The following is a 14,100-nucleotide window of genomic DNA, read 5'->3' as shown; positions in this document are numbered from 1 at the left end:
CCGAAAGTATCCACCCCCTTCTGACGGACACTTCGTGAGGCCCGTCACAAGGTGCTGGACACCTGGTGCTACACTACGCGCCCACATGAGCCGGGCCGGCCGGTCCGCTCACCGACGGCGGGGGGCCGTGGTGAGCGGACGGACACATGTGGCGCCTCTGAGCAGCAACGATCCTTGTGGTGCCCGGGTTCCCGAGCGCCTTTGCGATTCCACCGGCCAACTCGCCGCCTCACCTGCGATCCGGTGGTCCGCCCACCGAGACGGCCTTCGGTCCCACATATCGGACGGACCGGACACGTGAGTGCGACGAAAGGCGGGATCCTCATGTGAAGAAATTCACGAACCTTTTCGGCGACACGCCTCTCAGTCGATGCTCCAGGCGATCCCGTCGAGGATGTCGTGCTCGCTGACCAGAACCTCCAGGGCTCCGGTCCGCTCCATAATCTCCAGCAGCACCAGCGAACCGGCGGCGATCACGTCGGCCCGACCGGGGTGCATGACCGGGATCGCGGCCCGCTCGTCGTGGCTCGCGGTCAGCAGCCGGGCGGTGACCTCGCGGACCTGGTCGACGGTGAGCCGGGCGTGGTGGATCCGCTCGGACCGGTACTCGGGCAGGTCGAGCACGATGCCGGCGACCGTGGTGACCGTGCCGGCCAGGCCGACCAGGGTGGCGTCGCCGTCCAGCGGGACGGCCTCGGCGGCGCGGTCCAGGGCGGCGTTGATGTCGGCCTGGGCGGCGGCGATCTGATCCTGGGTCGGCCGCTCGCTCCCGGCGAAATGCCGCTCGGTCAGCCGGACGCAGCCGATGTCCACCGAGCGGGCGGCCTGCACGTCCTCGCCGCCCAGCACGAACTCGGTCGAGCCGCCGCCCAGGTCGAAGACCAGGTACGGGGGCTTGGCGGGGCCGCCGAGCAGTTCCTTGGTGGCGCCGGTGAAGGAGAGGTGGGCCTCCTCGTCGCCGCTGACCACGCTCGGGGTGACGCCCAGGATCTCCCGGACGCCGTCGGTGAACTCGGCGGCGTTCTCGGCGTCGCGCGAGGCGCTGGTGGCGACCATCCGGATCCGGTCCGGGGTGACGCCGTGCTCGGCGATGACCTCGGCGTACTCGCGGCAGGCGGCGAAGGTGCGCTCCAGCGCGTCCGGGTGGAGGCGGCCGGTCTTGTCGACGCCCTGGCCCAGCCGGTTGATGATCATCCTGCGGTCGCGGTCGGTGATCGCGCCGGTGTCCGGGTCGAGGTCGGCGACCAGCAGGCGGATCGAGTTGGTGCCGCAGTCGATCGCGGCCACCCGGGTCGTCGTCACTCGCCCTCCTCCTCGGCCTGGCGCCGCTTCTCGGCGCGCTCGGCCGTCTTCTGCTCCTTGGCGGCGATCACGGCCGCGTGGTCCTCGTCCTTGGCGCGGTTGCGGGAGACCCGCTCGCCGGCCGCCTCGACCTCGGCCGGGGAGACGCAGGGGCCCTTGGCCCACCAGTCCTCCAGCATGCCGATCGCCTCGTCGCCGAGCGGGTTGACGCCCTCGCCGGCCGCCAGCGCGTGGCCGACCAGGACGTGCAGGCACTTCACCCGGTCCGGCATGCCGCCGGCGCTCGGGAAGCCCTCCAGCACCTCGATGGCGTCGCGGCGGGCGATGTAGTCCTCGTGGGCCCGCTGGTAGGCGGCGGCGAGGTCCGGATCGGTGGCCAGCCGGGCGGTCTGGTCCTTCATCACGCCCTCGGCCTCCAGGGTGCCGATCAGCGAGGCCGCCTTGGGGCAGGTCAGGTAGTACAGCGTGGGGAACGGCGTGCCGTCGGGCAGCCGGGGGGCGGTCTCCACGACGTCCGGGTTGCCGCAGGGGCAGCGGTGGGCCACCCCGCGCAGGCCGCGCGGGACGCGGCCGAGCTGGGCCGCGATGGCGGCGACGTCGGCGTCGGGGACGGCCGGGTGTTCGTTGGTCATCGGCAGGTCTGTCTTCAGTGGGAGGCGGGGAGTTCGGTACGGGGCTGTCCGGCGTCGGCGAGGTCGACCGACTCCCAGAAGCTGACGTACCAGGGCTTGACGGCCTTCGGCCGGGTCCCGGTACCGGGGGCCGCGTCGGCGGAGGAGGGCCGGGCACTCGCCGAGGGCGACGGGTCGACCGAGACGAACGGCGTCTCGCCCGGCAGGGCGTAGTGCAGCCGCTCGCGGGCCTGGGCCTTCACGTACTCGGGGTCCTGCCAGCGGGCCCGCTCCCGGCGGAGCTCCTCGACCTGCTGCCTGGCGTGCTCGGCCTTGGCCTGCTGCGCGGCGATCTCCGACCGCTGGGCGATGAACTGCCGGGTCGGGTACGCGAGTATCGCGACCAGCGAGCACAGGACGAGCACGAGGACGGTGGCGCGGCTGGTGAAGCGCGGACGCCCCGCCAGCCCCGGGATCTTCCACTTGCCCATCTCGTACCCCTCCTGCGCACGCCGGTGCCCCGGCCCCCACCCTACGCGGTGGAAGCCGGGGCACCGGATCTCAAGCGCTGTGTGTCAGCGCCCGGGGCTCAGCTGTACTCAGCCCTCGTGCTTGAACCGCGGGAACGCGCCGCGGCCGGCGTACTCGGCGGCGTCGTCGAGGATCTCCTCGATGCGCAGCAGCTGGTTGTACTTGGCGACGCGCTCGGAGCGGGCCGGGGCGCCGGTCTTGATCTGGCCGCAGTTGGTGGCGACGGCGAGGTCGGCGATGGTGACGTCCTCGGTCTCGCCGGAGCGGTGCGACATCATGCAGCGGTAGCCGTTGCGCTGGGCCAGCTCGACGGCGTCCAGGGTCTCGGTGAGCGAGCCGATCTGGTTGACCTTCACCAGCAGCGCGTTGGCGGTGCCGGACTCGATGCCGCGGCGCAGGCGCTCCGGGTTGGTGACGAACAGGTCGTCGCCGACCAGCTGGACCTTGTCGCCCAGCTTCTCGGTGATGGCCTTCCAGCCCTCCCAGTCCTCCTCGTTCAGCGGGTCCTCGATGGAGACCAGCGGGTAGGAGGCGACCAGGTCGGCGTAGTAGTCGATCAGCTCGGTGGCGGACAGGCCCTTGCCCTCGAACTGGTAGACGCCGTCCTTGTGGAACTCGGTGGCGGCGACGTCCAGGGCGAGCGCGATGTCCTTGCCCGGGGTGTAGCCGGCCTTCTTGATGGCCTCGGTGATGAGGTCCAGGGCCTCGCGGTTGGAGTCCAGGTTCGGGGCGAAGCCGCCCTCGTCGCCGAGGCCGGTGGACAGGCCGCGCTCCTTCAGGACCGCCTTGAGGGTGTGGTAGACCTCGACGCCCCAGCGGACGGCCTCGGAGAAGGACTCCGCGCCGATCGGGGCGATCATGAACTCCTGGATGTCGACGTTGGAGTCCGCGTGCGAGCCGCCGTTGAGGATGTTCATCATCGGCACCGGCAGGACGTGCGCGTTCGGGCCGCCCAGGTAGCGGAACAGCGGCAGGTCGCTGGCCTCGGAGGCGGCGTGCGCGACGGCGAGCGAGACGCCGAGGATGGCGTTGGCGCCGAGCGAGGACTTGTCCGGGGTGGCGTCCAGGTCGAGCATGGCCTGGTCGATCAGCCGCTGCTCGGTGGCGTCGTAGCCGACCAGCTCGGGGCCGATCTGCTCGATGACGGCCAGGACGGCCTTCTCGACGCCCTTGCCGAAGTAGCGGTTCTTGTCGCCGTCGCGGAGCTCCAGAGCCTCGAAGGCGCCGGTGGAGGCACCGGACGGAACGGCGGCACGACCCGTGCTGCCGTCGTCGAGACCCACCTCGACCTCGACAGTGGGGTTGCCGCGGGAGTCGAGGATTTCACGGGCTACGACGACATCGATGGACGGCACGAGGCATCTCCTAGCGGAAGCGGATGTGAGTCGTTACGTCCAGAGCCTAACCGCAGCTCGCTCCGGGGCCACGCCGAGCATGGTCCTGTCTCACCGTGTGGCGCCGTACTCGCTGGTAGTTCACCTGAATGTCGAGCAAATGCGGACACCCCGGGCGCGCCCCTCGCGGGGCGCGCGCCGGGGCGTCGCCGGAGCGGGCCCGGTCAGAGTGCGAGCGTCTGGCCCGGGAGGATCAGGTCGGGGTTGTCGCCGACCACGGCGCGGTTGGCCTGGTAGAGCTGCTCCCAGCCGCCGGCGAGGTGCTGGTCGGCGGCGATGCCGGACAGCGTGTCACCTTCGCGGACGGTGTAGGCGGTACCGGACGCGGGCGCGGCCGGGGTCTGCTCGGTCGAGGCCGGCACGACGGCCGGCGCGGCCTCCGGGGCGGCGGTCGGGGCGCTCGGCGCGGCGGACTTCGGGGTGGCGGGCTTCGGCGCGGGGGCGGCGCTCTTGACGGCGGGCTTGGCCTCGGTGCGCGCGGCGGTGTCGACCTGGGCGGGCGCTGCACCCTTGGCCAGACCGGCCCTGATCGAGCAGACCGGCCAGGCGCCCGGCCCCTGCGAGGCCAGCACCTTCTCGGCCACGGCGATCTGCTGGCCCTTGCTGGCCTGGTGGGCCATCGGCGCGTACTGGGTGCCGCCGAAGGACTTCCAGGTGGAGGAGGAGAACTGGAGGCCACCGTAGTAGCCGTTGCCGGTGTTGATGCTCCAGTTCCCGCCGCTCTCGCACTGCGCGACCCTGTCCCAGGTGGAGACCGAGGCGGCGTGGGCGCCGGTGGCGGCGAGCAGCGGGAGGGCGAGTCCCAGGCTCGCGACGCCTGCGGCGGCGATCGCCTTCTCGGCCTTGGTACTGCGGCGGTGTTTGCCGGAACCGGTGAACAGCATGACGAGTCCTCTCCGCACGCCTGCGAGGTGAGCTGTCGGGTTCGGGCCGGAAAGTAGCCCGGCCGCGGCGGCAGGAAATGCTCCTGCCGTGCGGCTTCACCCCAAGCCGTTGGGGGACGGCGTCAAACCTGGTTCCCCCGCCCCTGCCCGGGTCTGGTCGGTTTCCCTGCAGTGCGGCGGACAGGGTTGGGCGTTCCGCACTCGGGGCCCGCGGCTGCGGACTGATGGAGAGTAGGCAGATCCGACGGACGATCACAAGCTCATATCACCGATATCACGCCGAAATTACGACGAGTCATGTATCGGATACGAACAATGCCTGCATGTCCCGGGTTGTCCCGATCCGGAGCCGATGGTTCCGACGCGCCGTCAACTCGCAGGAGTGAACCCGACCGGCAGCTCACGCAGCCCCCGCATGATCAAACCTCCGCGCCAGCGCAATTCCGACGGGTCCGCCGCGAGGTGCAGATCGGGCAGCCTGGTGAGCAGCGTGCCGATCGCCGAACGGCCCTCCAGCCTGGCCAGCGGCGCGCCGATGCAGTAATGGATTCCGTGTCCGAATCCCAGATGGGGATTGTCCTTCCGGGCGAGGTCGAGGGTGTTCTCGTCGGCGAACCGGGCCGGGTCGCGGTCGGCGGCGGCCAGCACCACCAGCACCGGGTCCCCGACCGGGATGTCCACCCCGCCGATGCTCAGCGGCCGGGTGGCGAACCGCCAGGTGGCCAGCTCCACCGGACCGTCGTAGCGCAGCAGTTCCTCGATGCCGGTCTCCAGCAGGGCGCCGTCGCCCCGGCCCAGCGCCGCCTGCAGCAGCTCCCGCTGGCCGGGGTTGCGCAGCAGCGCGTACAGGCCGTTGCCGATCAGGTTCACGGTGGTCTCGAAGCCGGCGAAGAGCAGGATGAACGCCATCGCCGCGGCCTCGTTCTCGGTGAGGTGCTCGCCGTGGTCACTGGCCCTGATCAGCCCGGAGATCAGGTCGTCGCCGAGGTCCGCGCGCTTGCGGTGGATGAGTTCGAGCAGGTACGCCCGCATCTTCTTCACGGCCCGGCCGACGCCGCCGCGCTGCCCGCCGTGGTGGCCCGGCTTTGTGTGTCGCAGCATCATGCCGGCCCAGTCCCGGAAGTCGTCCTGGTCCTCCGCCGGGACGCCGAGCAGGTCGCAGATCGCGTAGATCGGCAGCGGGAAGGCGAACTCGTGGATCAGGTCGGCCTCGCCGCGCCCCGCGAAGGAGTCGATCAACCGGTCGGTGAGCTGCTGCACCCGCGGCTCGAACTCCGCCACCCGGCGCGGGGTGAACGCCTTGGACACCAGGCGGCGCAGCCGGGTGTGGTCCGGCGGGTCGATGTTCAGCAGGTGCGTCATCAGGTCGGCCTGCCGCTCCCCCGGGATGCCGACCCGGCCGGTGCGGTGCGCCTGCTCGCTGTGGTGCGCCGGGTTCTTGGAGAGCCGGCTGTCGGCCAGCGCCTGCCGGGCGTCCGCGTAGCGCGTCACCAGCCACGCCTCGACACCGCTCGGCAGCGTGGTCCGGTGCACCGGCGCGTGCTCCCTGAGCCAGGCGTACGCGGGGTAGGGGTCGGCGGCGAACTCCCAGGTGAAGAGCTCGGGCCGGGCGGGAACGGGCGTGTCGGACATGCCCCGACCGTATCCGGTGGCGGTCGGGCGTGAGTCTGGTCACCTGGGGGGTAATCCCTGTTGCGGAGGGTCGTGACGTGCCTACGATCCTCCGATAACCGTGGTGGACGGCAGTGCGGGCCGTCCGCGAGGTGACGCTCAAGGAGGAGCAAGCCATGCGAGTAGCCGGGGCCGTGGTGGTCATCGCCGTGCTCGACGGAGGCTCGGGGGCCGACCTGGCCCGCCGGTTCGCCGCCGCCGGCGCGTCCGGTCTGCTCATCGCCGACCTGCGGCCCGGTGTGGCCGAGGACCTCGCGACCGAGCTGGACCGCCCGGGGTGCCCGGTGGTCGGCGTCTGCGGCGACGTGCACCGCCCCAGCGACATCGCCGCCCTGGTGGACACCGCGACCGGCCACCTCGGCCCGGTCGACCTGTTCGCGGTCGCCGGGCCGCACGGCGAGCGGATCGTCCAGCTCGCCGAGCTGCCGCACCACCTCGACCCGCTGGCCGAGTTGCTCGCCGAGGTCGGCGAGGCGATCGGTGAGGTCGTCCCGACCCAGCGTCAGCCCTCCGACAGCCCCTCGGCCGCCCGCACCGCCGCCCGGTAGCGCCGGGCCGCCGCCCGCAGCGCCGCGTCCACGTCCACCCCGGCGTCGTAGCCGCGCTGCGCGACGGCCAGCAGCAGCTCCCCCGCCGACTCCTCGGTGAACTCGGCGGGCAGCTCGTACGGCCGGTCCGGCACCGCGGTGAACTCCGCCCGCCGGACCCGGGAGACCAGCTTCGCCGCGTACGCCAGCGACGGCAGGCCGGCCGGCACCCCGTCCAGCACCGACTCGCGCTGCTTCTCCGCCGCCTTCAGCTGCTCCCAGTTGGCCTCCACCTGGGCCGACCCGGTCGCCTCCACCTCCCCGAACACGTGTGGGTGCCGGTACATCAGCTTCTCCACGATGTCGCCGGCCACGTCGTCGACGGAGAACGGGTCCTCCGGGTGCTCCTCGGCGATCCGGGAGTGGAAGAACACCTGGAGCAGCACATCGCCCAGCTCCTCGCGGAGCGTCGCCCGGTCGCCCTCCTCGATCGCCTCGACCAGCTCGAAGGCCTCCTCGACCAGGTACTTCACCAGGGTCTCGTGGGTCTGCTCGGCGTCCCACGGGCAGCCGCCCGGCGAGCGCAGCCGGTCCATCACCGAGGCCAGGTCCAGCAGCCGCGCCCCGGGCAGGTCGTACGAGCCGGGCAGCACCTCGATCTCCGGCACCTGCCCGGCCTCCTCGACCGCGATCCGGGCCAGCGCGTCGGTCAGCCCCGGGTCGCCGTCCGGGCTGCCCAGCCACAGGGCCGGCGCCGCTCCGAGCAGCCGCCGTGCCAGCGCCGGCGCCGAACCGCGCTCGACCAGCTCCACCTCGACCCCCGCCTGCCGGACGGCCGGCAGCTGCGGATGGGCGGCGTCACCGGCCAGCACCCGGGGAGCGCCCCGCAGGGCCTCCCACGCCGGCCAGGACAGCAGGCCGGGGGCGACGCGGTGGGTGGTGGTGAGCAGGGTCAGCTTCGGAGTGTCCACGCCTTTGAACCTACCTGCTCGGCGCGCGGCCTTCCTCAGAACAGCTGGTGGTTCTGCGGCAGCCAGTCGTCGACCGTGTCGGCGAGCGTGATCTGCTGCACGTCCCAGCGGCCGTAGCGCGGGTTGACCTGGATGTCGAGCTTGCCGCCCGCCTCCACCAGGGCCTTGCGGACCACCGCGTCACCGACCGTGGTGCGGGCGTCCTCGCCCTGCGCGGCGGCCAGCTTCTGGATGCCCAGCTGCTGCCGGTAGAAGGTGTCGATGTCCGCCGAGGGGACGCCCTGGCGGGCCAGCAGCTCGCGCTCCAACTGGCTCTCGCCGCCCAGCACCTTGGCATCGGCCGCCCGGCTGGTGGCGATCTCCGCGTCGCTCACCGACAGCTGACGGTCGTTCAACGCCTTGGCGATCACCCGGTCCAGGACCAGGTCGGCGACGGTCCGCTTGGCCAGCCCGGCCCGCTCGGTCCGCGCCCCGCCCTGACCCGCCGACGCGTCCCGGACGGCCGCCATCCGGGCCTCCACCGACGCAACGCTGATCCGCTCCCCGCCCACCACGGCGGCGGCGCCCGGGTGGGCCGGCTGCGCCCCGCAGGCGGACAGCGCGGCGGCGGCGAGCGCGACGCCCACGGCGGTCCGCAGGCTGCGGCGGCGGGCGGAGCTGGTGCGGATCACGTGGGGCCTCCCGGGCAGTGGGTGGGGCTGGTGCGTTCCGGTGGTACTCCTGGCACGTACGACGAGCTGGGACGAACAGTAGAGCGCCGCACCCACCCTTGCCCAGACCGTCGCCCGAACGGGCCGACGTCCGGCGCGGTACGGGCTGCGCGCGGTGCTGCGCTGCGCGTGGTGCCGGCTACGCGCGGTGCGGGCCGGTGGTCGTCCGGCCGGTGCCCAGCGCCTCCAGGTGCCCGCGCACGCGGCGCACGTCCGGGTGGTGCGGGCCGTACCGGCGCTCGGTGTCCAGCAGCAGCTCCAGCAGCTCCTGCCAGCCGCCGTCCCGATCGCCGCCGCCGGCCCGCAGCAGCCCGGCCCGCTCCCGAAGCTCCGGCACCGCCGGAGCGTCCGGCGGGTGCACCGCCAGCAGCGCCCGGTACTCGGCCAGCGCCTCGGCCGCCCGACCGAGCCCCTCCAGACAGCGGGCCGCCCGGCCCCGGTGATCCAGCACGGCCGGGTCGTACGGGCCCCGCTCGGCGGCCGCCACCGCCGCGAGCTGCCGGTACTCGGGCAGCGCGTCGCCGTACCGGTGCTCCGCCAGCAGCGTCCGCGCCAGGATCGCCCGGACGGTCTGCACCAGCGGCGCGCCCTCGCCGAGTTCGGTCCGGGCCCGCGGCAGCAGCAGCCCGGCCAGCCCGATCACCTCGGTGTGGCGGCGGGCGGCGACCAGATCGGACAGCCGGGCGCAGGCGCTCGCCAGCTCCTCGGGCGGCTGCGGTGCCGTCGGCGGCGGGGTTGACGGGCGCAGGCCGGACGGGGTCGGGGTCGAGGCCCGGGCAGGGCTCCGGCCCGGGACGGTCCACCCGCCGGTCCGCGGATCGATCGGGCCGGACGGCGCCGGGTGGTGCGGGAAGCGGAAGGGACGGGACGGGTCCGGCACCGGGCCGGGCGGGGGCTGGGGCGTCCCCGCCGGAGCGGGGAGCAGCGGCAGCAACCGGGCGTGCACCGCCCGGGCGTCGGCCGGACGGTCGGCCGGCTGCTTCGCCAGCAGGTCGAGGACCAGCGCCTCCAGTTCGATCGGCAGCTCCGGCCGCACCTCGCGCAGCGGTACCGGCGGGTCGTCCACGTGGCGGCGCAGCACACCCAGCGCGCTCGGCGCCGGGAACGGCGCGTCGCCGGTCAGCATCTCGTGCAGCATGCAGCCGAGCGCGTACAGGTCGCTGCGCCGGTCCACGGCCGCGGCCAGCGCCTGCTCGGGGGCCATGTAGGCAGGGCTGCCGATCGGACTGCCGGTGAGGGTGAGGCGGGTGGACTCGGGGTCCAGCGCCGTGGCGATGCCCAGGTCCAGCAGGACCACCCGGCCGTCGTCCCGGACCATCACGTTGCTCGGCTTGAGGTCCCGGTGCACCACCTCGACGGCGTGCACCGCGGCCAGCGCCGCACACACCTGCGCGGCGACGGCCACCGCCCGGTCCGCCGTCAGCGGGCCCTCCTCGGCGAGCAGGTCCGCCAGGCTCAGGCCCGGGACGCGCTGCATCACCAGGTACAGCTCGCCGCCGTCCGACCCGGCGTCGAAGACGGTGACCAGCCCCGGGTGGTCGAGCGCCGCACTGATCCGGCACTCGCGCAGGAAGCGGCGGCGCAACTCCTCCGCCCGGCCGGCCGTCCTGCCGGCGCCGGCCTCGGCGAGCCGGTCGGTGCGCAGCAGCTTCACCGCGACCGGCCGCTCCAGCCGCTCGTCGCGGGCCGCCCACACCTGGCCCATGCCGCCGTGCCCGATCTTCTCGACCAGCCGGTACCGGCCGTCGACCAGCCGGTACCGGCCGTCGACCAGCCGGGCACCGGTCACGGCCGGCCCTCCTGCGCCTGGCGCCGCAGCAGTTCGGCGAGCTGCTGGAGGTCCTCGCCGGTGGCGGGCCCGGGCGCGGGGGTCCGCGGCTGCGCCTGCGGCCGGTCGCTCGGCTGGGCCTGGGCCTGGACCTGGACCTGGGCCTGGGGGACGTACGGGTGGGTCGGCGCCGTGGGCGGGTACGGGGTCGGGGTCGGGTACGTGGTCGGGTACGGGGCGGGGGTCGGGGTCGGGTACGGCTGGGCCGGGTAGCCGGGCACGGCGTACGGGTTCGGCGGCGGCGCGAACACCTTCGGTGCCGGCCAGCTGACCCGACGGTTCATCACCAGGAAGTGCACCGGCGCGCCGAACCACAGCGCCACCATCGAGGCCGCGCCCACGTTGTCGTAGACCGTGTCGGTGCTGCCGTGCGGCGCCAGTCCGGCGCAGACGAAGAACGTCAGCTGGAGCGCCCCGAAGACGACCGCCCAGACGATGTCGACCGCCCGTCGGCGCCCGGCCGCCAGGACCAGCGAGGGCGCCATGCCGAGGACCCCGAACGTGAGCAGCGGCAGCGCACAGCACAGGACGGTCGTCCCGACGCGGTACGGACCGGACGCGACGGGGCCGGGCATGCACGCTCCTCAGCGACAGCGGTGACAGGGCTTCGCACACCGTACCGCCACCGCTCCCCCGCACGGAGCCGCGTTCACAACCCCGGACAGGACGCACGAGGGTGACGGCTCGCCACCCCGTCCGTCCTACTCGGCCGGCTCGACCGTGCCGGAGGCGATGGCGTCGGTGAGGGCGCGGGCGAGGTCGCGGCCGAGGCCGGCGGCGTCGGTGAGGGCGGTGTGGAAGTCGGCGAGGCGGCGGAAGGCGGCGCCGAGGGTGCGTTGACGCTCGACCGGGAGACGGGGGATTTCGAGGCGGCGGATGTCGAGCCGAGTGGTGGTGGAGGCGTGGCTGCTGGCGCGGCGGGTGGTGCCGGTGGCGCGGAGGCGGCCGGCCAGGAAGTCGGGGTCGAGCTGGGCCGGGTCGGGCCGCAGCAGGTGGAGTCGGGGGCCGAGGACGGCCCCGTCGTACCGGTCGCCGGCGTGCACGGCATGGGCCGTCTCGCCACCGAGGGCCGGCACCAGGACGTCGCCCGGCCGCGCGGTGAGGGCCTCGGGGTGGCCGGGGTCGGTGGCACCGCTCGGGGGACGGCCGGCGAGCAGGTCCTGGTCGGTGAGCAGGGGGGCGCCCGACCCCGGACCGGACGCCCGCCCGGGGCCGCCCGGCCCCGCGGAGTGGATCTCGAGTGCGCCGCCGCGCGCGAGTTCGCCGACGGTGACGACCGGCGTGGTCACCGCCGGGACGGCGGTGACGGCGGGCAGGCGGTGGTCGAGGTCGGCGAGCTCGCCGAGCAGCTCGCCGAGCCGTCCGCGCAGGTGGGAGAGGGTGTCGGCGCCGGCGGCCGGTGCGGCGGCGGGGAGGTGGCGGGCGGGCGAGAGGTCGGTCTCGTCGTCGAGCAGGTCGAGGGCGGCGACCGCGCGGTGGACACCGGGCCGGTCGGCGGGGAGCGGTCCGCCGGTGCGGGCGGCGGCGTCGAAGGCGTGCCAGGCGTCGAGGACGGTACGGCCGAGCGCGGGCCAGTCGACGCGTTCGCGGCCGCCCTCGGCGGTGGGGTGGGTCGCGGCGGCGTCGAGCAGCAGCAGGTGCCGGAACTCGTCGTCCGGGCGGGGGCGCCGCAGCACCCAGAGGTGGAGCGGTACGCCGTAGGGCGGGGCGGCGCCGGCCGGGAGGGCGACCACGGCGCGCAGGGCGCCGCTGCGGATCAGTTCGGCGCGCACCCGTCGGCCCGCCCGCCGGGAGGCGACGGTGGGCGGCAGCAGCAGGGCGGCGAGGCCGCCGGGCCGGGTGTGGGCGAGGCAGTGGAGCACCCAGGCGAGTTCGGACTCCCCGCGCGGCGGGACGACGCCGCCGGGCCAGCGCGTGTCGTACTGCAGGGCGTCGTGGCCCCAGTCGCGCTCGTTGTACGGGGGTTGGCAGAGCACCAGGTCGGCGGTGAGGCCGGGGTGGGCGTCGGCGCGCAGCGCGTCGCCGGACCGCAGGTCGAGGGTCAGCGGGCCCGGGACGGCGGCGGGGGTGTGCAGGGCGAGCCGGAGCAGGGCGAGGGCCGCGTACCCGGGGTCGAGGTCCTGGCCGGCCCGGGCCGTGTCGGGGCCTGCGGCCAGCAGCAGCGCGCCGAGCCCGCACGCGGGGTCGAGCACGGTGACCGGTCCGGTACGGCCCTCGTGCGGCCAGGCGTCCGCGCCCGGTCCAGCTCCGGCCAGGGCGGCGAGCAGGGCGGCGGCCTCCGGCGGGGTGGGGGCGAGCTGGCGGCTGTTGGCCTCGGCGTGGCGGGTGAGCAGCTGCTCGTACGTGCCGGTGGGGCCGTGCTGCTCGGCGAGGCGGGCGAGCAGGCGGGCGAGGTCGAGGGAGGTGGAGCCGGCCAGGGCGGGGAGGCCGAGCGTGTCGGTGGCGGGCGTGCCGAGCGCGGCCTCGGCAGTGCGGCGCAGGGCGCGCGGCAGGGCAGTGGCGAGTCGGGTGTCGGGCCGGTCGGCGAGCTCGGTCCAGTCCTGCGGCATGCGGTGGAGCAGGAGCAGGAGGGCGCCGGCCCAGAGCAGTGGCGCGAGCGGCGGCCCGGCCGGGTCGCGGAGGGTTTCGGTGAGCCGCCAGGCCTGTTCCAGCAGCGGGAGTTCGGCGAGTTTGCCCTGGCTGCGCAGCCACTGCTCGACCTGGTCGAGGGGGAAGGTCGGGCTGCTGTCGGTGCCGCCGATGGGGCGGGGGAAGTCGGGGTGGCGGCGGCGCCAGTTGGAGACGGCGGCCCGGCCGACGCCGGCGAGTCGGGCGATCTCGACGGCGGTCACCTCGGGGCGGTCCGGCACGGGGGCTCCCTCGGTGGGCTCGACGGGCGGGCGTTGTGACCACACAGCATAGCCATGCCACCCCGACCGGTCCGTTCACACGTGAACAGAGAGGTTTGATGAATTGCCGTTGACACTGTTCACATTCGCATGGTGTGATCGATGCATCGCCAGGGCCGAGCGGCCCGCGAATCAGCACTCGTCCAGGGGGAGTTCGTCATGGCCATCGCCACCAACCGCAGCAACATCGCCCGCCGCACCACCGCCCGTCGCAGCGCCGCCGTCCTGCTCGGCGCCTCGCTGGTCGTCCTGGGGGTCACCGCCTGCGACCCGTCGGGCAGCTCGGTCTCCACCGACGCCAAGCAGACCTCCTCCGCCGCCGCCTCGGGCGACGCCAAGCCGGCCCCGGCCGGTGCCGCCAAGGTCGGCGACACCATCGGGCTCAAGGGCACCGAGAAGACCAACACCGCCGATGTGACGCTGGTGAAGGTGGTGGACAACGCCGAGGGGGAGGACGAGTTCACCAAGCCGGCCGACGGCAAGCGCTTCGTCGCCGTCCAGTTCCAGATCAAGGCGACCGGCGCCAAGGCCTACAGCGACGCCCCGCAGAACAGCGCGAAGCTGATCGACGCCCAGGGCCAGGCGTACGGCTCCACCGTCGCCGACACCAAGGCGGGTCCCGGCTTCCAGGTGCCGGCGAACATCGCCCCCGGGGAGAGCGCGCTCGGCTTCATCACCTTCGAGGTCCCCAAGGACGCCAAGCTGGACAAGGCCCAGTTCGGCCTGGACAGCGGCTTCGCCCAGCAGACCGGCCAGTGGAAGCTCGGCTGAACCGGCCCGTCG

The 14,100-nt window shown here is 74.1% G+C and carries 13 protein-coding genes and 1 riboswitch; of the genes, 2 read left to right on the top strand and 11 right to left on the bottom strand.

All coding sequences use genetic code 11. The annotated features are described in order from the left end of the window. Positions 1-363: 363 nt before the first annotated feature. From FHR36_RS02035 to FHR36_RS02005, 6 genes are all read right to left on the bottom strand, one after another. Complete coding sequence (locus FHR36_RS02035) at positions 364-1,302, bottom strand: Ppx/GppA phosphatase family protein (protein WP_253793216.1); 939 nt, start codon at positions 1,300-1,302, stop codon at positions 364-366. Next, on the bottom strand, positions 1,299-1,934 hold the full coding sequence (locus FHR36_RS02030; protein WP_253793215.1) for a DUF501 domain-containing protein: 636 nt from the start codon (positions 1,932-1,934) through the stop codon (positions 1,299-1,301). Before FHR36_RS02030 ends, FHR36_RS02035 begins: the two co-directional genes overlap by 4 nt. Before the next feature lie 14 nt (positions 1,935-1,948). Then, the gene (locus tag FHR36_RS02025; protein WP_253793214.1) at positions 1,949-2,404 is read right to left on the bottom strand and encodes an FtsB family cell division protein; all 456 of its coding nucleotides are present in this window, start codon (positions 2,402-2,404) and stop codon (positions 1,949-1,951) included. Between the two features lie 108 nt (positions 2,405-2,512). After that, positions 2,513-3,799 (bottom strand): phosphopyruvate hydratase, encoded by a 1,287-nt coding sequence (gene eno / locus FHR36_RS02020; RefSeq protein ID WP_253793213.1) that lies wholly within the window; start codon positions 3,797-3,799, stop codon positions 2,513-2,515. A gap of 203 nt (positions 3,800-4,002) precedes the next feature. Beyond that, positions 4,003-4,722: a LysM peptidoglycan-binding domain-containing protein gene (locus FHR36_RS39140; RefSeq protein ID WP_301329680.1), complete on the bottom strand. Its 720-nt coding sequence runs from the start codon at positions 4,720-4,722 to the stop codon at positions 4,003-4,005. Positions 4,723-4,725: 3 nt separating this feature from the next. Next, positions 4,726-4,891, bottom strand: a riboswitch (cyclic di-AMP (ydaO/yuaA leader). Between the two features lie 200 nt (positions 4,892-5,091). Then, positions 5,092-6,354 carry a cytochrome P450 family protein gene (locus FHR36_RS02005; protein WP_253793211.1) on the bottom strand — a complete coding sequence of 421 codons (1,263 nt, stop codon included), beginning with the start codon at positions 6,352-6,354 and terminating at the stop codon, positions 5,092-5,094. 155 nt (positions 6,355-6,509) lie between these two features. Here FHR36_RS02005 and FHR36_RS02000 point away from each other — a divergent pair, with 155 nt between their 5' ends. Further along, the gene (locus FHR36_RS02000; RefSeq protein ID WP_253793209.1) at positions 6,510-6,941 is read left to right on the top strand and encodes an SDR family NAD(P)-dependent oxidoreductase; all 432 of its coding nucleotides are present in this window, start codon (positions 6,510-6,512) and stop codon (positions 6,939-6,941) included. Here FHR36_RS02000 and FHR36_RS01995 read toward each other — a convergent pair. From FHR36_RS01995 to FHR36_RS01975, 5 genes are all read right to left on the bottom strand, one after another. Continuing rightward, positions 6,896-7,891: a nucleoside triphosphate pyrophosphohydrolase gene (locus tag FHR36_RS01995; protein WP_253793207.1), complete on the bottom strand. Its 996-nt coding sequence runs from the start codon at positions 7,889-7,891 to the stop codon at positions 6,896-6,898. The genes FHR36_RS02000 and FHR36_RS01995 overlap by 46 nt on opposite strands. Positions 7,892-7,926: 35 nt before the next feature. Next, positions 7,927-8,562, bottom strand: coding sequence for a SurA N-terminal domain-containing protein (locus FHR36_RS01990; protein ID WP_253793204.1), 636 nt, complete (start codon positions 8,560-8,562; stop codon positions 7,927-7,929). Between the two features lie 178 nt (positions 8,563-8,740). Then, positions 8,741-10,390, bottom strand: coding sequence for a protein kinase domain-containing protein (locus FHR36_RS01985; RefSeq protein ID WP_308199125.1), 1,650 nt, complete (start codon positions 10,388-10,390; stop codon positions 8,741-8,743). Continuing rightward, entirely contained in the window at positions 10,387-11,004 is a 618-nt protein-coding gene (locus tag FHR36_RS01980; RefSeq protein ID WP_253793201.1) for a hypothetical protein, read from the bottom strand. The genes FHR36_RS01985 and FHR36_RS01980 overlap by 4 nt, the downstream gene beginning before the upstream one ends. Before the next feature lie 126 nt (positions 11,005-11,130). Beyond that, positions 11,131-13,278 carry an N-6 DNA methylase gene (locus tag FHR36_RS01975; RefSeq protein WP_253793200.1) on the bottom strand — a complete coding sequence of 716 codons (2,148 nt, stop codon included), beginning with the start codon at positions 13,276-13,278 and terminating at the stop codon, positions 11,131-11,133. A gap of 198 nt (positions 13,279-13,476) precedes the next feature. On the opposite strand from FHR36_RS01975, the gene FHR36_RS01970 reads away from it, so the two are divergent. Further along, complete coding sequence (locus tag FHR36_RS01970) at positions 13,477-14,088, top strand: DUF4352 domain-containing protein (protein ID WP_253793198.1); 612 nt, start codon at positions 13,477-13,479, stop codon at positions 14,086-14,088. Positions 14,089-14,100 lie beyond the last annotated feature (12 nt).

It is taken from the genome of Kitasatospora cinereorecta (assembly GCF_024172095.1).
Classification (GTDB): Bacteria; Actinomycetota; Actinomycetes; order Streptomycetales; family Streptomycetaceae; genus Kitasatospora; species Kitasatospora cinereorecta.
Note: the sequence above shows the minus strand (reverse complement) of the source record. Positions and strands in the feature narration are given on the sequence as shown.